Consider the following 18,277-nt stretch of genomic DNA (forward strand, 5'->3'; position numbering starts at 1 on the left):
TGACGTTGATGTCCGAACCCAGCTCACGCCGCGCGGCACGCGAGGCGCGTTCCGGCACGCCGGACGCGCCCGCCACCGCCCGTGACGAGCACAACCCCACGCCGCGCGCCGGTCGCAACCTCTATGCCGCGATCGGTGTCGGCGTGCTGCTCGGCGCGATCGTCATCGCCAGTCTCTTCATCCGCAAGGAGATCTTCGTCGGACTGGCGATGGCGGCCTCGGTCATCGGCACCCTCGAACTGTTGCGGGCGATGGCGCACGGCCGCCTGCACCCGCCGGCGGTCCCGACGGTCGCCGCGGCCGCGGTGCTGCCGCTGGTGGCCTACCTCTGGGGTGCCCCGGCGCTGGCGTTCGCGGTCGTGGCGGCGGTGCTCGCCATACTCGTGTGGCGGTCGTTCGGCAGCCTGGAGGACATGCCGTCCGACGTCGCCGCCGGGGCGCTCGTCACGCTCTACGTGCCCGCTCTGGTCGGCTTCGCGATGCTGCTGCTGGACAACGCCGACGGCGCCGGCCGCATCTGCGTGTTCATCATCGTCACGATCTGCAGTGACATCGGCGGGTATGTCGTGGGCGTCGTCGCCGGCAAGCACCCGATGGCACCGAGCGTCTCCCCGAAGAAGTCCTGGGAGGGCTTCGCCGGCTCGGTGACCGCCTGCGTGGTCGGCGGCGCGCTGACGGTCTGGCTGATCCTCGACGGTCGCTGGTGGGTCGGTGCGCTGCTCGGCGCGCTCGCGGTCGTCGCGGCGACCGTGGGTGATCTCTGCGAGTCGATGATCAAGCGCGACCTCGGGATCAAGGACATGAGCAACCTGATCCCCGGGCACGGCGGCCTGATGGACCGGCTGGACTCGCTGCTGCTGGTGGTGCCGGTCGCCTGGGCGGTGCTGACCCCGCTCGTTGCCGTGAAGTAGGAGCCCCCCGTGACCGATCTGCCCGACCCCACGCGCCGCCCCAAACCGGGCGAGCTGACCTTCACCGCGCCGCGGCGCGGCAAGCCTCCGCAGCACCTCGCCGACTTCGACGAGGCCGGCCGCAAGGAGGCGGTGGAAGCGTTGGGGCACAAGGGGTTCCGCGCCAAGCAGCTGTCGACGCACTACTTCGAGCGCTTCGTCGACGACGCCGCCGAGATGACCGACCTGCCGGCCGCGGGCCGGGCCGAGCTGGTCTCGGCGATGCTGCCGCGGCTGATGACACCGGTGCGCGCGGTGCAGGCCGACGACGGCCGCACGATCAAGCAGGTGTGGCGGCTGTTCGACGGCGCGCTCGTGGAGTCGGTGCTGATGCGTTACCCGCACCGGGTGACCATGTGCATCTCCAGCCAGGCCGGCTGCGGGATGAACTGCCCGTTCTGCGCCACCGGCCAGGAGGGGCTGACCCGCAACCTGACGACCGCGGAGATCGTCGAGCAGGTGGTGGCCGGCGCACGAATGCTGCGCGCCGGCGAACTCGCCGGCGGCGACGAGCAGTCCCGCGAGCAGCCGCTGCGGGTGTCGAACGTCGTCTTCATGGGCATGGGCGAGGCGCTCGCCAACTACCGCCAGGCGGTCAACGCGATTCGCCGGCTCACCGACCCCCCGCCGGCCGGTCTCGGTATGTCGGCCCGCGGCATCACCATGTCGACCGTCGGGCTGGTGCCGGCGATCGACAAGCTCGCCGCCGAAGGCATTCCGGTCACCCTGGCCCTGTCGCTGCACGCCCCGGACGACGAACTGCGCAACGAGCTGGTGCCGATCAACACCCGGTGGACCGTCGACGAGGCGCTCGACGCGGCATACCGCTATTACGAGCAGACCGGCCGGCGGGTGTCGATCGAGTACGCCCTGATCCGCGACATCAACGACCAGGCGTGGCGGGCGGACCTGCTGGGGGAGAAGCTCTCCGCGCGCGGCAAGGGCTGGGTGCACGTCAACCCGATCCCGCTCAACCCGACCCCGGGTTCGAAGTGGACGGCGTCCCGCAAGGGCGTCGAGCAGCAGTTCGTGGAGCGGCTGCGCGCGCACGGCATACCGACGACCATTCGCGACACCCGCGGCTCCGACATCGACGGCGCCTGCGGTCAACTGGCCGCCTCGACGGCCTGACCCGACGCGTCCGAGGCCGTCCTTGAGCTCGTTGCCCAACCTCATGCTGACCTGGCGTCAGGCGCTGGTGGTCGGCTGCCTGCTCGCGGCGGTGTGGCTGCTGCTGCGACGACGCCGTCCGGGGCTCGCGACGTTCAGCCGGGAGGCGGCGATCGTGGCCTGGTTGTTCGCGATCTGGCAGGTGCTGCAGCAGGTGACCTCCGACGCCGGAGGCGACGCGATCGGCCGTGCCGAATGGATCGCGCGCGTGCAGTCCGACCTCTTCCTGCCGAACGAGCGCACGGTGCAGGACCTGATCCTCGGGCACTCCGGACTGGTGCGGCTGGCGAACGTCTACTACGCCTCTATGCACTTCACCGTGATGGGAATCTTCCTGGTGTGGCTGTATTTCCGGCATCACCGCCGCTACCCGGAGGTGCGCACCGTGCTGGCGCTGAGCACGCTCGGGTGCTTCGTCGTGCAGTTCTTCCCGGTGGCTCCGCCACGGCTGCTGCCCGGGTATGTCGACACCGCCGAGCTCTACGGCCAGTCGGTCTACAACGCGGGCTTCTCGGTCGACAACTTCGGCGCGATGCCGTCGGTGCACGTGCTCTTCGCGGCGGTGGTCGGCTGGTATGCCTGGCAGGTGAGCACGTCGCCGTGGCGCGTGCTCGGGCCACTGCACTTCGCGGTCACGGTCTTCGTCGTGGTGGCCACCGCGAACCACTGGTGGCTCGACGGCGTGGTCGCGATCGCGATCCTGATCGGCTGCGCCTGGTTGCGGCGTGCGGTGCTCGCGGCGTGGCGTCGCCGCCATCGCGGCACCGTCGTCGGCCCGGTGGCCGCCGACGCCTCACACGTCGCGTGACGGGTGCACCTGGCGCAGCACGAACGGGATCGCCGAGCGCTGGGAGATGCCGAGCTTGCGCAGCACGTTGCCGACGTGCACCTTGACGGTCTTCTCCGAGATGAACAGCCGGGTCGCGAGCTGGCGATTGCTCAGCCCGTCGGCCGCGATCAGGGTGGCGATCTCGAGTTCGCGGGTGGTCAGCGCCGACTCCGGGTCGGCGACGGGGCGCTCGCCGGCACTCGCGCGGTGTCCGTCGACGAGGAGCAGGTGCAGGCGCTCGCCGGCCTCACGGGCGTCGTCGAGCACGCGACGTTGCTGGGCGAACTCCTCCGACTGCGGCAGCTCGAGCTGTTGCAGGCTGAGGCGAAGGCGCTCCAATTCCCCTGAGAGCAAACGGAACTGCTCGAGCTCGTTGCGGGGCTGCTTGCTGTCGAGCTCCGGGTAGAGCTCGTAGAGGCCTAGGTCCTCGGCAAACTCGCGGTCCTGGTTCATCTCCCACACCAGCGCACGCGCGAGCCACTCCATCGCGCGCGCGAAGTCGTCGTCGAAGGCCCCGGCCGTCGTGCTCTCGACGGCCATCATGCCGATCACCTCGTCGCGGTCGCTGCGGCGCAGCGGCACCACGAGGGCGTCCCGGACGGCGTGCTCGCCGACGTCCCAGCCGAGGCGCACCCGGTGGCCGTCGTCGACCGCCCAGCGGTAGACCTTGCCGGTGAGGATGTATGCCGACATCCCGTGCGGCCCGAACTGCTGGACGTCGGCGCTGAGGAACTGCTTGTTGTCCACGCAGTAGGGGATCGACAGCGTCGTCGGCCCGAGGTAGTGCCCGATGTAGAAGGTGTCCACCGACGCCAGCGCGCAGAGGGCGGCGCGGCAGGCGGCGTAGCGCGTCATTGCGTCGCCACGCTCGCAGGCGCGGAGCCGCCGGTCGGCGGCGCGCAGCACCGTGGTGGTGAACGGACTGAACTCGGACACGGGACGCTGCACGGGATCACCTTAGGTAGTTGCGGCGAGCAGCGCGTCTCCTGCCTGCGAAATGTCGTCCACCAGGCTGACCGCCTCCGCCATCGGCCGGTCTCGGCCGAGGGCCTGCAGCGCGGGCCAGACCGGGATCGTCTCGGTCCAGTAGGTCCGGTCGACCAGCACCAGCGGCGGCAACGGCGTGCCGGGTGCGGCGTAGTAGAGCGGGGTGACGATCTGGAAGATCTCCTGCACGGTGCCGGCCGCTCCCGGCAGCACCACGATGCCGGAGCCGCAGACCCGCAGCAGCAGGTCCTCGCGCAGGGCGTTGCTGAAGTATTTCGCCACCCAGTCGACGAAGACGTTCGGCGGCTCGTGACCGTAGAACCACGTCGGTATGCCGAGACTGCGCAGCCGCGTCGGCGGAGCGGTGCCGACGAGTTGCTCCCGCACGGCCAGTGCGATCGTCGCCCAGTCGTCGATGCTCGGGCGGAAGGTCGGCACGGCCGCAAGCTCGGCGAGCGCATCGTCCAGCGCGGCCGAATCCTCAGTGAAGGCACCAAGATTCGCCGCTTCCATGGCTCCAGGGCCGCCGCCGGTGGTGACGACCCGGCCGGTCTGTGCGAGGCGGTGACCGAGGCGCGCGGCATCGGCATACGGGGTGGTGCCGCGCTCGAGCGCGTGGCCGCCCATCACGCCCACGACGGAGCGGCCGTCGACGAGTTCGAAGAGCGCGTCGGTGACGCTGTCGTCGTGCACCGCCCGCAGGAGTGTCGCGTAGGCGTCCCGCTGCGTCTCGGGAGCCAGTGCCCACTGGTAGGTGCGCGAGTCGGGGGTCTTCGGGTAGCCGCCTGCGCGCAGCCCGGCATACAGCTCCACCGGGCGGTAGAGCCGCGCGCTCCACGGGTCGAACGGCACCTCGGGGTCGGTGGGGAAGACGAGCGCACCGTGCAGCCGCAGGCGCTGGTCGAGCCGGGACGACACCCGGCCGCCCATGACCACCAGCCCCGAGAAGGTCTCCACCTGCAGCAACTGGGGCTCGACCTCGGTCAGGTCGAGGTCCTGCAGCCGCACGTGATCGAGCGGCCGACCGGCCTGCAGCAGCGCGCGCAACTCCTCGACGGTTTTGATCTCCTTGGCGGGCATGTGCCGATTCAAGCCCATCTGCGGTCACGATCGGGTTACAGGGGGTTGATCGTGACAACCAGAGTCGTAGCTTGGCCGTCATGGACGTGTCGGGCGCAAACGCGTCCGGCGACACTCGGGGATCGCGACCGACGAGGTCGCGGGAAGGATTGATTCGTTCATGAAGCGCACAGCAATCGTCACCATCGCCACCTCCGCCGTGCTCGCAGCGGGTGCTGCCGCCGCGGTGGCGCCCGCCGAGGCGTCGGGTGCGCTCTCCCGATCGTCGGCGCCGAAGGTGGAAGTGCCGCAGGCCGTTGCGCTGCCGGCGGCTGCACAGGCTGCCCCGCAGCTGGCCGCGCCGAAGGTCGCTGCACCGCAGGTTGCTGCGCCCAAGGCTGCCGCACCCAAGGCTGCCGCCCCCAAGGCTGCCGCCCCCAAGGTTGCCGCACCCACAGTTGCTGCACCCAAGGTTGCCGCGCCGAAGGTCGCTGCACCCTCCACGAACCAGCAGATCACCGACGCGGTGCGCCGCAGCAGCCTGCTCGGTGCGGTGTCCGCCGACAACGTCACCGTCGGCGGCATCACCTTTGCCGCGAGCGACCCGAGCTGGGCGGCCGCGACGGTCACTCCCACGAACGGCCAGACCGACCCGGCGCAGGTCGTGCTGCACAAGACGGGCTCGACGTGGCAGGTCCGTGATCTCGGCACGTTCGGCGTCGGTTGCGGGTCGGCACCCGCCGCGGTGCGCACGCAGCTGGGCCTGCACGGCCCCTGCTGACCGATCGGCCGACGGATAGCCCCGAGGGCGTCACGGACCTGCTGTCCGTGACGCCCTCTACGTTTACCGCATGATCACCACGCTCGCGGTCAGTGGCTACCGGTCCCTTCGGGATGTGATCGTGCCGCTCGACCGGCTGACCGTCGTCACCGGCGCGAACGGCAGCGGCAAGTCGTCGCTCTACCGTGCGCTGCGGCTGCTGGCCGACTGCGGGCAGGGCCGGGTGATCGCCTCCCTGGCCCGGGAGGGTGGACTGCACTCGGCGTTGTGGGCCGGCCCGGAGTCGTTGTCCGGTGCGCGGCGTGGCGCACCGGTGCAGGGCACCGTCCGCAAAGGGCCGGTGAGTCTCCAACTCGGTTACGCCAGTGACGATTTCGGCTACCTGGTCGATCTCGGCCTGCCGCCGCCGACCGGTCTGCCGACGGCGTTCCAGCGTGACCCGCAGATCAAGCGGGAGCGGATCTTCAGCGGGCCGGTGATGCGGCCCGCGACGGTGTCGGTGCGCCGCACCCGCGGGCTCGTCGAGGCGCGCGAGGGCCGGTCGTGGTCGGAGGTCACCGACGGACTCGCGCCGTTCCGCAGTGTGTTGACCGAGTATGCCGATCCGCAGGTCGCGCCCGAGGTGTTCGCCGTACGCCGATCGATCCGGTCGTGGCGCTTCTACGACGGCTTCCGGGCCGATGCCGAGGCTCCGGCGCGCCGGCCACAGGTGGGCACCCGCACCCCGGTGCTGGCCGACGACGGTGCCGACCTGGCCGCGGCCGTGCAGACGATCAACGAGAGCGGGTTCGACGACCTGCAGACGGCGATCGCCGACGCCTTCGACGGGGCGCGTCTCGACGTTGTCGTGCACGACGGGCTGTTCGACCTCGCGCTGCACCAGCCGGGGATGCTGCGTCCACTCCGTGCCGCCGAGCTCTCGGACGGCACGCTGCGTTACGTGCTGTGGGCCGCTGCGCTGCTCACCGTGGAGCCGCCGGATCTGATGGTGCTCAACGAACCCGAGACGTCATTGCACCCGGATCTGCTGCCGCCCCTTGGGCGGTTGATCAAGCGTGCGTCGGAGCGTTCGCAGGTGCTGGTGGTCACGCACGCCGGGCCGTTGCTGGAGGTGCTGGCGCCTGGCACGGACGGGACCTGCGAGGTCGTGCTCGCGAAGGATCTCGGTGAGACGCGCGTCGAGGGTCAGGGACTGCTCAGCCGCCCCTCATGGGAGTGGGGGACGCGGTGAGTTTCCCGCGTTCGCAAAGGATTTGCGGTGTCAGGAAGTTTCGGTCGCCACATCGGGTGCGGCGCTGAGGCCGAGCTGTTTCCTCACGCTGATCGAGTAGCCCGAGCCGCTTCCATGTTGATCGAGTAGGCCGAGCCGTTTCCTCACGCTGATCGAATAGCCCGAGCCGTTTTCTCACGCTGATCGAGTAGGCCGAGCCGCTAGGCGAGGCCGTATCGAGATCAGCTGTCCTTCAGTCGGCGGGTCGGGTGGTGTAGACGTGCCCGGCGGGGCTGGTCCAGGTGCAGACGCCGTCGGCGCTCATGGTGACGGTCCAGCCGGCTTCGTGTTTGGCGCGGTGGTGGTGCCGGCACAGGCATTGCAGGTTGTGGGCTGCGGTGGGCCCGTCCGGATGCGGGGTGACGTGGTCGAGGTCGGTGAGCCTTGCGGGTCGGGTGCAGCCTGGGAACCTGCAGTGCTGGTCGCGGGCTCGCACGAACCGCGCCAACCGGGCGCCAGGCGTGTACGTCTGGTTGGCCGTTTCGGCCACCGTGCCGGTCTCCGCATTGACCAGGGCACGGGTGAACTTGGTGCCGAGCAGACTGGTGAGTTCACGGATCACGGTGGCGGGGATGACACCGACACCCGGGACCTGGACGTCGCCGAGCCGGTAACGCACCGGGTCTGCTGCGGGCGCGGGAAGTTTGTCGGGCAGACGCGCTCGACCACCGGCTCGCCGGGGATCAGTGGGATCAGTGGTGCGTACGGCACCCGCCGATAGCGCTGGATCGGGTGGTGGCCGGGTGTCAGTGCCTAGCGCGGCTTCGTACAACATCGCTTTGAGTTGGCGTTCGGCCTCACTGATCGGGCGGTAGCTGCCGAGGTCGAGGACCCTCCGGTTGACGGGGAGGATGACCTTCGGCGGACGGGGCGGTCGCACCTTCGCCGTCCACGCGCCGACGGCCCCGGGTGCCGCGCCGGCTGCTGCTGGGTCGTTGATGGTGTTCGGCCGGTCGAGCACGCCGACCCCACCGCCCACGCCCGTGCCTGTCGTGTCGCCTGTGCCCGTCGCCCCGTCGCCCCGTGGCGGCCGTGCGGTTCGGTCCCGCTCACGCCAGTGCCGGTCCCCGGGCACGTGTTGGTGGACGGGGCGGTGTCCGGGTGGAACGGGACGTGCAGGACGAGCTCGGTGGTCACCCGCACATCGGACAGCACGAGGTCGGTGAGGGCGTCGATGCGGCATTCGCCGAGGGTCTTGCTGGTGGTGGTTGATTGGTGGAGCAGGCGGGCGTGGGTGTTCACCGCGGCCATGACTTTCGCCGCGTCCAACGACGGCAGGACGGCGGTGAGCATGGACATGCCCGGCTCCCAATGGGGTTCGACGGTCACGTTGGTGCAGTCCCGCCGCCGCGCCGCGGACGCTTGGTCGGACGCGACGGGTGCGTGCTGCACCAGCAGGCGCTGCGCGCGCCGGCGCAGCTTTGTCGAAGTGGATGCTTCCGGGGCACTGGCCAGGATCTCGGCCTCGACGGTCGCGGCGAGGTCGGCCGGACAATCAGCCGTCTCTGCAGTGTTGGGTGCTCCGGGTGTGTCGGGTGCTGGGATTGCGTCGGCGAGGGCGTCGCTGACCGCGATCACTTTCCGCGACTCCAGTTCGCCGGTGCCGGCGTGGTGGAGCAGCAGCGGTGTGTGACGCACGCTCTCGACCGCTTGGGTCAGTCGCAGGCTGGTTTGCCGGTCGGTCCACCCCAGGCGGGCACCGACTTCTAACGGTGTCCATGTGTCGGGGCTTTCCGGGTGCTTGTCGTATTCACGCCGCGCGAGTTGCTCCAGGCGCACGGTTTGGGTGGCCCAGGCGGAGTTCTGCACCCGCTGCGTGGCCAGCACCTGGTCGAGGAGTTGGTCGTCTGAGAGACCCGACGCATCGCCTCGTGCGCTGGCGGTGTCGTCGCGGGTCTTGTCGAACGCTGCGCGCAGCAGCGTCTGTGCTGCCTCCAACACTTCGGTCGTGGTGGCAGCGGCGATCACCTGATCGGTGAGGGTCTGCTGCAGGTTCGACATACCAATACCATACACCTGTTCGAATCATGTAGGAAGGGTTCGACGGGTCGAATATGCAGTGTTTCCAGTGTGATTCGTGGGATTCGGCAGGGTTGTCGGTGCCGGGTGGGATGGTGTTGCGTGGTGGAGTGGGTGGGTCTCGATACGGGCTCCCCCGCTTCGCTCCTCCGCCCTACTCGACCAGCAACAAGCAGCCCCAACGGCTTCGCTGTCCGTCGTACTCGACCAGCGCCAGGGCTGCATCCGGGTGGGCTGGGTGGTCTCGATACGGGCTCCCCCGCTTCGCTCCTCCACCCTACTCGACCATCACCACGGGAGTTTGCAGACGGAGCACGATCAGGTGAGTGGCGAGATCACTGAGCGGGGCGAGGGGCCGCGTGAGCGGCCCTATGAAGCGAAGCGGAGCGCTAGCGGAGCGAAGCGGAGTGAGGCCGCGAGGGCGGTCCCTCGCCCCGCGGCCATGGGCCGGCACGCCGCTCCGCGGTCGGCACGTCGGCCAGCGGCGCACGCTGGCCTGTCCCGCGGCGTGGGCACTGCGACGTCACACCCACTCACGCAAACGGATAGCGCCTGGTCAACCCGGGCAGCGCACGCGTCGCGCGAGCGGTAAGCGGGCCACCGAGCGGCGAGACACTCACATCCCCAACGTCTTTCGCCGGTTTCTGCCAAGTCGCGACTGCCCGCCCGCCGTCGATCAGCACCGGCCGGAAGACGCCGTTGCCGCCCGGCACGACCTGGCCGGCGGCGGATGGCGGCAGGGTGGGGGAGCGGTCGGCATACCCGAGCAGGATCTCGTCGAAGGCCGGCGTGAGCAGCGGCCGCTGAGTCGCCGCGCTGAGTGCGTCCCAGGCGTCGAGCGTCGCCGGGTCGAGAAAGTACGTCGTGTCGCGGGCGGTGACCTCGGCGAGCGTGGCACGCACCTCGTCCCACACCGGCGACAGGTCGCGCTGCAGCAGGCCGCTCCACCAGCGGAAGTCCGCAACCGTCGCCGGGCCGTGTGATCGGAAGTAGCGACCAGCCCACTCCGCGACGGCCTGCTCACGAGTCAGCTTGCGGCTCAACGGAATCCATTCGTCGAACAGCACGAAACACTGCTGCTTGCCCGACATCGGCCCGAGCACGATGACGGCATCCAGCGCCAACGCCTGCACCAGATGTATGCCGCGCTGCCCGTCGGTCGCGATGCCATGCTGCTGCCAGAGTGCGAACAGCCCGGCCCGGTCCAGCCGACCGCCTCCCTGCAGCGCCGCGACGGCCACCTCCGTGGCGTGCGCAATGTCGCGTTGCCCGATGTCGAGCTCCTCGTGACGCCGCCTGCGGACCCTCAGCATCGAGTCGCGATTGAGCGACAGCATCCACGCGAGGTCCTCCGCAGCGACGAGGTGCAGCGTCCCGCGCATGGGCCATGAACGCACGAGTTCGCCTGCGTTCACAGCGTGTTCGACCTCCGCGACCGAGGTGCCGGCGCGCAGGGCGACCGCCGAGCGGGCGGCACGGAAGTCCTGGGCCTGGGAGCAGGTCATCCACCGCATCGCATCCGCCGGTGTGTCGGCGGCGGGCCCGACGAGGCGCTGTGCGACCAGGCGCAGGCGGGCGATGAAGTCGCGCGGCGTCGTCATACGGCCAAGCGTAGAGACTCGTGCGGACGAGAACTGTCCGCTGCGGTCAGGCCGATCTGCCGGCCTCGACGGTGAAGCCGCGCGCCCGGAGACGGTCGGCGAGCACGTTGCCGAGCGCTGTCGCCGGAGTGAGCACGCCGCCGTTCAGTCCCGGCGGGAGCGGGCACTCGTCGCGCTGCAGCGCGAGACTCAGGGCACTCTCGCCGAGCATGACAGCAGTCGCGGCATAGCCCGGATCGCCTTGCGCCGCAACGATGCTGCGGTATGGCGCGCCGGTCGTCGTCGTGCTGCGCACCTCTGCCTTGAACCACCCCGCGGCCCGGGCCTGTGCGTCCGGACCCTCGCCGGGGGACGGCACAACCCGCTCGACGAGGGGGCGGATCGGCTTGAGGTTCAAGGCGCCGAAGCCGATGCCGAGACCACCCGCGATGGCGATCGCCGCCAGACGGCCCGCGATCCCCTTGCCGGTGCGCTGCACCTCGCGGTAGCGGAAGCTCCTGCCGTAGGCGTGCCCGAGCAGCGCGTTGCTCCGGCGGACGATCCGCGTGTTGAACGTCGCCATCACGAAAGGCGCTGTCCACGCGTCGATTTCGGGGGAGTGCCGCACCGCGACCGAGTCCCGCCATTCGCCGCTGGGCTCGGCCGCGCGGTCCGGGCTGAGCGAGAACTTGTCGGTCGCGACCTTCCGCTTCGCCTTGTCGCCACGCACCTCGTCCAGCTGGTTGATCGCGGAGGCGACGGTGCCGCCACTCGCACCGCCCTTCATCGCCATGTGCAGGGTGGTGTCACCGAGCTCACCGGCGTCGTCCGCGCGGGCGGCTTCGGCGAGCACCAGCACACCGAGATCGGAGGGCACCGAGTCGAATCCGCACGAGTGCACGATGCGGGCGCCGGTGCGGTTGGCCTCGTCCTGGAACTTGTCGATCGACTCGCGCACGAAGAGCACCTCGCCGGTCAGGTCGACGTAGTCGGTGCCGGCGGTGGCGCAGGCGTCGACGAGCGGAAGGCCGTACTTGGCGTAGGGGCCGACCGTGCTGATCACCACGCGGGTGCTCTCCGCCAGTGCGCGCAGTGACGCCGGGTTGCTCGAGTCTGCAACAACGACAGGCCAGTCGGCCGCTGTGCCGGGAAGTGCGCCGCGCACGGCTTCGACCTTGGCGCGGTCCCGTCCGGCGAGGGCGATGCGGGTGCCCTCGGGTGCGAATTTCGCCAGGTGTTCGGCGGTCAGCCGGCCGACGAAGCCGGTGGCACCGAACATGACGATGTCGTAGTCACGCTCAGTCATGTCTACGAATGTAGTAGCAGGACGGCCGCTCAGGCGAGAGGTAACGCGGTTTCGGCGGCTCGCGACACCCGGTCGTGCAGGTCGATCAGGCGTTGTTCGGCCGGGCGCGGCGGTGGGCCGAACGTCTCGACCAGGCGGCAGGTCGCGTAGCGCGCGGAGGCGCCCTGGTAGTCCCGCAGCCAGCCGACCCACTGCTCTGCGGCGGACGCGTCCTCCGCTGGCCAGGCCGGCGCGGACGCACGCAATCCGGTGCGCCACGGCTTCGGCGTGAGCCGCGCCCGGCAGGTCTGATATTTCCGGCACAGCCGGGCGTACACCCGGTCGGTCGCCAGCTCCTCGAAGAGCGCGGCGGCGCCGGGGGAGTCGGGCGGCAGGCCCGTGCCGGTGAGGATCGCCCGGAAGCCTCCGAACGTCTCGTAGACCCGCACCCCGACCGACGGATGCGCTGACGCGAACTCACCAATCCGGTGCAGTGCCAACGCTTTCGGACCGTCAGCAGTCTCCTCGGCGCGCCCGAACGCACGCCGCAGCAGCCGGCGGCCGTGCTGTGCGACCGACTGCTGCACGTCGATGTCGGCCACCAGGAAATGGTCGGTGTTGAGCACGTCGGCGCCGTAGCGGTTGCGCGACACCACGCCGATCAGCACGCCGGCCCCGTCGTACTCCTCGTGCAGGGTCAGCTCGCGCGGTGGCGCCCAGCCGTAGGAGCCCTTGATCGTGCCGTCGTGCACCGCGGCCAGGAGACGGGCCAGCCGGTCGTACCCGACGGCGCGAGCGTCGTCGAGCGACCGGCTGGACCAGCCCCAGGCCGTCTGGCTGCCCTTGCGCGCGGCGATCCAGTATTTCGGAAGTGGCTCCACGCGGGTCAGTGAACCAGAGCGGCCGGCTCAGCGACCGATCAGAGCATCACCGATCAGAGCCCGACCGATCAGAGCATCGACCACGCTTCGGTCAGCACGCCGCGCAGCTTCTGCTCGATCTCGTCGAACTCCGGCTGGCCGATGATCAGCGGCGGCGCCAACTGGACGACAGGGTCGCCGCGATCGTCGGCGCGGCAGTAGAGGCCCGCGTCATACAACGCCTTGGAGAGGAAGCCGCGCAGCATGCGCTCGGACTCGTCGTCGTTGAACGTCTCGCGGGTCTCCTTGTCCTTGACCAGCTCGATGCCGTAGAAGTAGCCCTCGCCGCGGACGTCGCCGACGATCGGCAGGTCCTGCAGCTTCTCCAGCGACGCGCGGAACTTCGGGGCGTTCTCGTGCACGTGCTGCACCAGGCCCTCGCGCTCGAAGATGTCGAGGTTGGCCATCGCGACCGCGGCCGACACCGGGTGCCCGCCGAAGGTGTAGCCGTGCGGGAAGGACGTCGTGCCGTGCCGGAACGGCTCGAACAGCCGGTCGCTCGCGATCATCGCGCCGATCGGGGAGTAGCCGGAGGTCATCCCCTTGGCGCAGGTGATGATGTCCGGGATGTAGCCGAAGTCGTTGCAGGCGAAGATCTCGCCGATGCGGCCGAACGCGCAGATCGTCTCGTCGGAGACCAGCAGCACGTCGTACTCGTCGCAGATCTCGCGCACCCGCTCGAAGTATCCGGGCGGCGGCGGGAAGCAGCCGCCGGCGTTCTGCACCGGCTCGAGGAAGACCGCGGCGACCGTGTCGGGGCCCTCGAACTCGATCGCCTCGGCGATGCGGTCAGCGGCCCAGCGGCCGAAAGCCTTGGGGTCGTCACGGAATTCGGGAGCCGCCCGGTAGATGTTGGTGTTGGGCACCTTGAACGCGCCCGGCACCAACGGCTCGAACATCTCCTTGAGCGGCGGCAGCCCGGTGATCGACAGGGCGCCCTGCGGGGTGCCGTGGTAGGCGATCGCGCGGCTGATCACCTTGTGCTTGGTGGGCTTGCCGACCAGCTTGTAGTACTGCTTGGCGAGCTTCCACGCCGACTCGACGGCCTCGCCGCCGCCAGTGGTGAAGAAGACCCGGTTGAGGTCACCCGGGGCGTATGACGCGAGCCGCTCCGCGAGGTCGATCGCCGGCTTGTGGGCGTACGACCAGATGGGGAAGAACGCCAGCTCCTTGGCCTGCTTGGCGGCCGCCTCGGCGAGTTCCTCGCGCCCGTGACCGACCTGCACGGTGAACAGGCCGGAGAGGCCGTCGAGGTACTTCTTGCCGGCGTCGTCGAAGATGTAGGCACCCTCGCCGCGGGTGATCAGCGGGATGTTGGCGCCGAGGCCTCCCTGGTCGACCGGCTCGTAGACCGACTGCCGGGTGAAGTGGCCCCAGAGGTGGTCCCGTGCGGCCTCCTGGCGCGGCGTGCCCGCGGGAGTCAGATCGGCGGATTGCGCTGTGGTTGTTGTCATCTCGTTCCCCAGTCGTAGCGTTGTTTGGCGAGTTTGAGGTAGACGAAGGTCTCGGTGTCGGCGACACCGGGGATCGCCCGGATCTTGGCGGTGAGCAGATCGAGCAGGTGGTCGTCGTCGACGCAGACGACCTCGACGAGGATGTCGAACCGGCCCGCGGTGAGCACGATGTAGGCGACCTCGGGCATCTCGTTGAGTGCCACCTGCACGCTGCCGAGATCGCCGTGCACGGTCAGGCCGATCATGGCCTGCCGGTCGAAGCCGACCTGTGCCGGATCGGTGACCGCGACGATCTGCAGCACGTCGGAGTCGAGCAACCGCTGCACCCGCTGGCGCACGGCCGCCTCGGACAGGCCGATCTCGCGGGCGATCGCCGAGTAGGCGGCGCGACCGTCGGACTGCAGGTGGCCGATGATCGCCTTGGAGACGTCGTCGAGCGCCGGGCGGGAAGAAGTGCGATTTTGCTCGGCCATGTCTGCATATTGCCACGAGTTGTGACGGTAATCAACCATTCGACCACGGATTTCGTTGCTTGAGTGGGCCGGTGATTATGCTTTGGGTATGGCGTTGAGCGCGTTCGATCTGTATTCCGTCGGCATCGGGCCGTCGTCCTCCCACACCGTCGGTCCCATGCGGGCCGCCAAGACCTTCGTCGACGGCCTGACCGACGCCGGCAAGCTCGCTTCCGTGACCCGGGTGAAGGCACAGCTCTTCGGTTCGCTCGGCGCGACCGGCCACGGGCACGGCTCCGACAAGGCGGTCGTGCTCGGGCTGGAGGGCGAGCAGCCGGAGACCGTCGACACCGACGCCGCAGACGCGCGTGTCGCGGAGGCGCGCACCCGTCATACGTTGCGATTGGGCGGGACCCACGAGATCGCCTGGGACCCCGACGCCGACCTCGTGCTGCACCGGCGCAAGTCGTTGCCGGCGCACCCCAACGGCATGCAGTTCGATGCGTATGACGGGGGCGGCGACCTGGTCGCGAGCCACGTCTACTACTCGGTCGGCGGCGGCTTCGTCGTCGACGAGGAGGCGACCGGCGCCGACCGGGTGGTGCTCGACGACACCGAGGTGGAGTTCCCGTTCTCGACCGGGGCGCAACTGCTGGAGATCTGCCGGCGCGAGGGGCTGAGTGTCGGGCAGGTGATGCTGCGCAACGAACTCTCATGGCGCAGTGAGGAGCAGGTGCGGGCCGACCTGCTCGCGCTCTGGGAGGTCATGGCGCAGTGTGTGCGCAACGGCATCGGGCACGAAGGCGTGCTGCCGGGTGGTCTGCGGGTGCCGCGTCGTGCTCCCGAGCTTCACCGGGAGCTGACCAAGGGCGCACTGCGCGACGACCCGCTGAAGGTGATGGATTGGGTCAACCTCTACGCCCTCGCGGTCAACGAGGAGAACGCCTCCGGCGGTCGCGTGGTCACCGCACCGACCAACGGCGCAGCCGGCATCATCCCGGCCGTGCTGCACTACTACGTCAACTTCGTCGAGGGCGCGAACGACGACGGCATCGTCCGATTCCTGTTGGCAGCAGCGGCAATCGGCATCCTCTTCAAGGAGAACGCGTCGATCTCCGGCGCCGAGGTCGGCTGCCAGGGTGAAGTCGGATCGGCCTGCGCGATGGCCGCCGGCGGACTGGCCGAGGTGATGGGCGGCACCCCCACCCAGGTCGAGAACGCCGCGGAGATCGGCATCGAGCACAACCTCGGCCTGACCTGCGACCCGGTCGGCGGACTCGTGCAGATCCCGTGCATCGAGCGCAACGCGATCGCCAGCGTGAAGGCGATCAACGCCGCCCGCCTAGCGGTCGTCGGCAGCGGGGTGCACACGGTCAGCCTCGACAAGGCGATCAAGACCATGCGCGACACCGGCCGCGACATGTCGGTGAAGTACAAGGAGACGGCCCGTGGCGGACTGGCGGTGAATGTGATCGAGTGCTGAGTGCGAGGCGCCGGATCACCGGCGTACGGTGATTGCATGCGCATCGAGCACGTCGGCTTCGACCCTGACTTCGTGGACTACCAGGCCGCGTGGGACCTGCAACGGCAGGTGCACGCGGCCGTGGTGGCGGGTGAGCGGCCGGACACGACCCTCCTGCTGGAGCACCAGCGGGTCTATACGGCGGGCAAGCGCACCGCGCCGCACGAGCGGCCGTTCGACGGCACCCCGGTCATCGACGTCGACCGCGGCGGCAAGATCACCTGGCACGGTCCGGGCCAGCTGACCGGTTATCCGATCGTGCACCTGCCCGACCCGGTCGACGTGGTCGGGCACGTGCGCCGGCTGGAACAGTTGATGATCGACGTCTGCGGCGACCTCGGGCTGGAGACGACCCGGGTCGAGGGGCGCAGCGGCGTCTGGCTGCCGGCCGGCGGCGGCAAGCAGGAGCGCAAGATCGGCGCGATCGGCATCCGGGTCAGCCGGGACGTGACGATGCACGGTTTCGCCCTCAACTGCGACTGCGATCTGTCGTGGTCGCAGGTGATCGTCCCGTGCGGCATCCCCGACGCGGGGGTCACGTCGCTGACCGAGGAGCTCGGCCGCGACGTGACCGTGCGCGAGGTGCTGCCGTTCGTCGAGAAGCGGCTGCCCGACATCCTCGCCTGACGCGCCTCCCGATCCTTACGGTCCTACGGCGTGATCCGGTGCAGGTCGCGCGGGAAGAGCGTGACTTCCCGGACGTTCGCCGCGCCGGTGAGCCGCGCCACCCAGCGCTCCAGCCCGATCGCGAAGCCGCCGTGCGGCGGCATACCGTGGTCGAACGCCTCGAGGTATGCCGAAAACGCCTCTGCCGACTGGCCATTGGTCGCCAGCGCAGCGCGGTAGTCCGCCGGTCGATGCAGCCGCTGCCCGCCGGTGCTCAGCTCCAGCCCACGGAAGAGCACGTCGAAGCTGTTCGACCATCGTGGGTCGTCCGGTTGTGGATGGGTGTAGAACGGCCGCTTCGCCATCGGGTAACCCTCCACCACGAGAAAGTCCGACCCGTGCTCCTCCTTGGCCCACGCCCCGAGCGCGCGCTCGTGCGCGGGCTCCAGGTCGGGCTCGTCCTCCGCGGCCCCGACACGTCGCAACGCGTCCCGAAAATGTATGACGGGCAACGCTTCCGGCACCTGCGGGACGTCGACGCCGAGCAACTCCACCGCGTCGGCGGCGCGCTCCCGGACAGACCTGAGCATGCCGGCGAGCACGGCCCGGAACATCGCGATCACGTCGTGGTGGTAGTCGATGAAGCCGAATTCGACGTCGAGAGAGGTGTATTGGGCCAAGTGACGCACGGTGTCGTGCGGCTCGGCACGAAACACCGGGCCGACCTCGAAGACCCGCTCGAAGACACCCACGAGCATCTGTTTGTAGAGCTGCGGAGACTGCGCCAGGTAGGCCGCTCGACCGAAGTAGTCGAGCTCGAAGACGTTGGCGCCGGACTCGGTCGCCATGCCGACCAGCTTCGGCGTGGCGATCTCGGTGAACCCCGCACTCTCGAGCGTGGTGCGGAAACCGTGGACCGACGCTGCCGCGAGCTGCCAGGATGCCCGGCTGCGGGGGTGGCGTAGGGCCACAGCGGCATGGTCGAGGCGGGTCGGCAGTCCTTCCTGCGGCGAGGGCCGCCAGAGCTGCACCGGCGGGGTGAGCGCGGGCTCGGTGATTGGTGCGAGCCGGGTGCCAACCACCTCGAGGCCGCCCGGCGCTGCCGGGCTGGCGGTCAGCATGCCGTGGACCGTGACGACCGACTCCTCACCCAGCGCCGCCACCGCCGCGCGGAGACCGCCGTCCTTCACCACGACTTGCGCGAGACCCGAACGGTCCCGCAACACAAGGAAACTCACGCCCGACAACTGTCTGCGACGATGCATCCACCCGGCGAGGGAGACCTCGGATCCGATGGGGGTCGCCGCCAGCTCTGCGGCCAGGATGCGTTGTTGCACTGCTTTCACCTCCGGCAAGAATCAACTCCCCGGCAGGTGTGGGCGATGGGGCCAAC

17 protein-coding genes are annotated in these 18,277 nt (G+C 69.7%); 7 read left to right on the plus strand and 10 right to left on the minus strand.

All coding sequences use genetic code 11. The annotated features are described in order from the left end of the window. Positions 1-8 precede the first annotated feature (8 nt). Genes HJ588_RS10800 through HJ588_RS10810 form a run of 3 tightly spaced genes read left to right on the plus strand, consistent with a single transcriptional unit; the run spans position 9 to position 2,928 of the window. The gene (locus HJ588_RS10800) at positions 9-911 is read left to right on the plus strand and encodes a phosphatidate cytidylyltransferase (RefSeq protein WP_171154807.1); all 903 of its coding nucleotides are present in this window, start codon (positions 9-11) and stop codon (positions 909-911) included. 9 nt (positions 912-920) lie between these two features. Beyond that, on the plus strand, positions 921-2,081 hold the full coding sequence (gene rlmN, locus HJ588_RS10805; protein ID WP_171154810.1) for a dual-specificity RNA methyltransferase RlmN: 1,161 nt from the start codon (positions 921-923) through the stop codon (positions 2,079-2,081). Positions 2,082-2,103: 22 nt separating this feature from the next. Then, complete coding sequence (locus tag HJ588_RS10810; protein WP_171154812.1) at positions 2,104-2,928, plus strand: phosphatase PAP2 family protein; 825 nt, start codon at positions 2,104-2,106, stop codon at positions 2,926-2,928. Here HJ588_RS10810 and HJ588_RS20015 read toward each other — a convergent pair. Beyond that, the gene (locus HJ588_RS20015; protein WP_343036671.1) at positions 2,914-3,897 is read right to left on the minus strand and encodes a LuxR C-terminal-related transcriptional regulator; all 984 of its coding nucleotides are present in this window, start codon (positions 3,895-3,897) and stop codon (positions 2,914-2,916) included. The two genes, HJ588_RS10810 and HJ588_RS20015, sit on opposite strands and share 15 nt — an antisense overlap. Positions 3,898-3,906: 9 nt before the next feature. Beyond that, on the minus strand, positions 3,907-5,016 hold the full coding sequence (locus HJ588_RS10820; RefSeq protein ID WP_171154814.1) for an LOG family protein: 1,110 nt from the start codon (positions 5,014-5,016) through the stop codon (positions 3,907-3,909). Positions 5,017-5,176: 160 nt separating this feature from the next. On the opposite strand from HJ588_RS10820, the gene HJ588_RS19020 reads away from it, so the two are divergent. Continuing rightward, positions 5,177-5,776, plus strand: coding sequence for a hypothetical protein (locus HJ588_RS19020; protein ID WP_212755413.1), 600 nt, complete (start codon positions 5,177-5,179; stop codon positions 5,774-5,776). Positions 5,777-5,846: 70 nt separating this feature from the next. Next, entirely contained in the window at positions 5,847-7,007 is a 1,161-nt protein-coding gene (locus tag HJ588_RS10830) for an AAA family ATPase (protein ID WP_171154816.1), read from the plus strand. 232 nt (positions 7,008-7,239) lie between these two features. Here HJ588_RS10830 and HJ588_RS10835 read toward each other — a convergent pair whose 3' ends face one another. The 7 genes from HJ588_RS10835 to HJ588_RS10865 all read right to left on the minus strand — a co-directional run bounded on the left by HJ588_RS10835 (position 7,240) and on the right by HJ588_RS10865 (position 14,777). Further along, entirely contained in the window at positions 7,240-7,665 is a 426-nt protein-coding gene (locus HJ588_RS10835; RefSeq protein WP_171154818.1) for an HNH endonuclease signature motif containing protein, read from the minus strand. 134 nt (positions 7,666-7,799) lie between these two features. Beyond that, complete coding sequence (locus HJ588_RS10840) at positions 7,800-9,047, minus strand: hypothetical protein (RefSeq protein WP_171154820.1); 1,248 nt, start codon at positions 9,045-9,047, stop codon at positions 7,800-7,802. 551 nt (positions 9,048-9,598) lie between these two features. Next, the gene (locus HJ588_RS10845; RefSeq protein ID WP_171154823.1) at positions 9,599-10,666 is read right to left on the minus strand and encodes a winged helix DNA-binding domain-containing protein; all 1,068 of its coding nucleotides are present in this window, start codon (positions 10,664-10,666) and stop codon (positions 9,599-9,601) included. A gap of 46 nt (positions 10,667-10,712) precedes the next feature. Further along, positions 10,713-11,951, minus strand: coding sequence for a saccharopine dehydrogenase family protein (locus tag HJ588_RS10850; protein WP_171154826.1), 1,239 nt, complete (start codon positions 11,949-11,951; stop codon positions 10,713-10,715). Between the two features lie 29 nt (positions 11,952-11,980). After that, positions 11,981-12,811 (minus strand): hypothetical protein, encoded by an 831-nt coding sequence (locus tag HJ588_RS10855; RefSeq protein WP_171154828.1) that lies wholly within the window; start codon positions 12,809-12,811, stop codon positions 11,981-11,983. 68 nt (positions 12,812-12,879) lie between these two features. Beyond that, positions 12,880-14,304 (minus strand): aspartate aminotransferase family protein, encoded by a 1,425-nt coding sequence (locus HJ588_RS10860; protein ID WP_171154830.1) that lies wholly within the window; start codon positions 14,302-14,304, stop codon positions 12,880-12,882. Continuing rightward, on the minus strand, positions 14,301-14,777 hold the full coding sequence (locus tag HJ588_RS10865) for an Lrp/AsnC family transcriptional regulator (RefSeq protein WP_171154832.1): 477 nt from the start codon (positions 14,775-14,777) through the stop codon (positions 14,301-14,303). The genes HJ588_RS10860 and HJ588_RS10865 overlap by 4 nt, the downstream gene beginning before the upstream one ends. A gap of 88 nt (positions 14,778-14,865) precedes the next feature. Here HJ588_RS10865 and HJ588_RS10870 point away from each other — a divergent pair, with 88 nt between their 5' ends. Then, on the plus strand, positions 14,866-16,239 hold the full coding sequence (locus HJ588_RS10870; RefSeq protein ID WP_171154834.1) for an L-serine ammonia-lyase: 1,374 nt from the start codon (positions 14,866-14,868) through the stop codon (positions 16,237-16,239). A gap of 36 nt (positions 16,240-16,275) precedes the next feature. Then, the gene (lipB, locus tag HJ588_RS10875; RefSeq protein WP_171154836.1) at positions 16,276-16,905 is read left to right on the plus strand and encodes a lipoyl(octanoyl) transferase LipB; all 630 of its coding nucleotides are present in this window, start codon (positions 16,276-16,278) and stop codon (positions 16,903-16,905) included. 23 nt (positions 16,906-16,928) lie between these two features. On the opposite strand, the gene aspS is transcribed toward lipB, so the two are convergent. Beyond that, the gene (aspS, locus tag HJ588_RS10880; protein ID WP_343036672.1) at positions 16,929-18,230 is read right to left on the minus strand and encodes an aspartate--tRNA(Asn) ligase; all 1,302 of its coding nucleotides are present in this window, start codon (positions 18,228-18,230) and stop codon (positions 16,929-16,931) included. Positions 18,231-18,277: the final 47 nt, after the last annotated feature.

It is taken from the genome of Flexivirga aerilata (assembly GCF_013002715.1).
GTDB classification, from domain to species: Bacteria; Actinomycetota; Actinomycetes; order Actinomycetales; family Dermatophilaceae; genus Flexivirga; species Flexivirga aerilata.

Excerpts from the sequence above, each read along its gene's own strand:
- HJ588_RS10800 (WP_171154807.1), top strand. The coding sequence starts at position 9 with ATGTCCGAACCCAGCTCACGCCGCGCGGCACGCGAGGCGCGTTCCGGC.
- HJ588_RS10820 (WP_171154814.1), bottom strand. The coding sequence starts at position 5,016 with ATGCCCGCCAAGGAGATCAAAACCGTCGAGGAGTTGCGCGCGCTGCTG.
- HJ588_RS19020 (WP_212755413.1), top strand. The coding sequence starts at position 5,177 with ATGAAGCGCACAGCAATCGTCACCATCGCCACCTCCGCCGTGCTCGCA.
- HJ588_RS10830 (WP_171154816.1), top strand. The coding sequence starts at position 5,847 with ATGATCACCACGCTCGCGGTCAGTGGCTACCGGTCCCTTCGGGATGTG.
- HJ588_RS10840 (WP_171154820.1), bottom strand. The coding sequence starts at position 9,047 with ATGTCGAACCTGCAGCAGACCCTCACCGATCAGGTGATCGCCGCTGCC.
- HJ588_RS10845 (WP_171154823.1), bottom strand. The coding sequence starts at position 10,666 with ATGACGACGCCGCGCGACTTCATCGCCCGCCTGCGCCTGGTCGCACAG.
- HJ588_RS10850 (WP_171154826.1), bottom strand. The coding sequence starts at position 11,951 with ATGACTGAGCGTGACTACGACATCGTCATGTTCGGTGCCACCGGCTTC.
- HJ588_RS10860 (WP_171154830.1), bottom strand. The coding sequence starts at position 14,304 with ATGACAACAACCACAGCGCAATCCGCCGATCTGACTCCCGCGGGCACG.
- HJ588_RS10865 (WP_171154832.1), bottom strand. The coding sequence starts at position 14,777 with ATGGCCGAGCAAAATCGCACTTCTTCCCGCCCGGCGCTCGACGACGTC.
- HJ588_RS10870 (WP_171154834.1), top strand. The coding sequence starts at position 14,866 with ATGGCGTTGAGCGCGTTCGATCTGTATTCCGTCGGCATCGGGCCGTCG.
- lipB (WP_171154836.1), top strand. The coding sequence starts at position 16,276 with ATGCGCATCGAGCACGTCGGCTTCGACCCTGACTTCGTGGACTACCAG.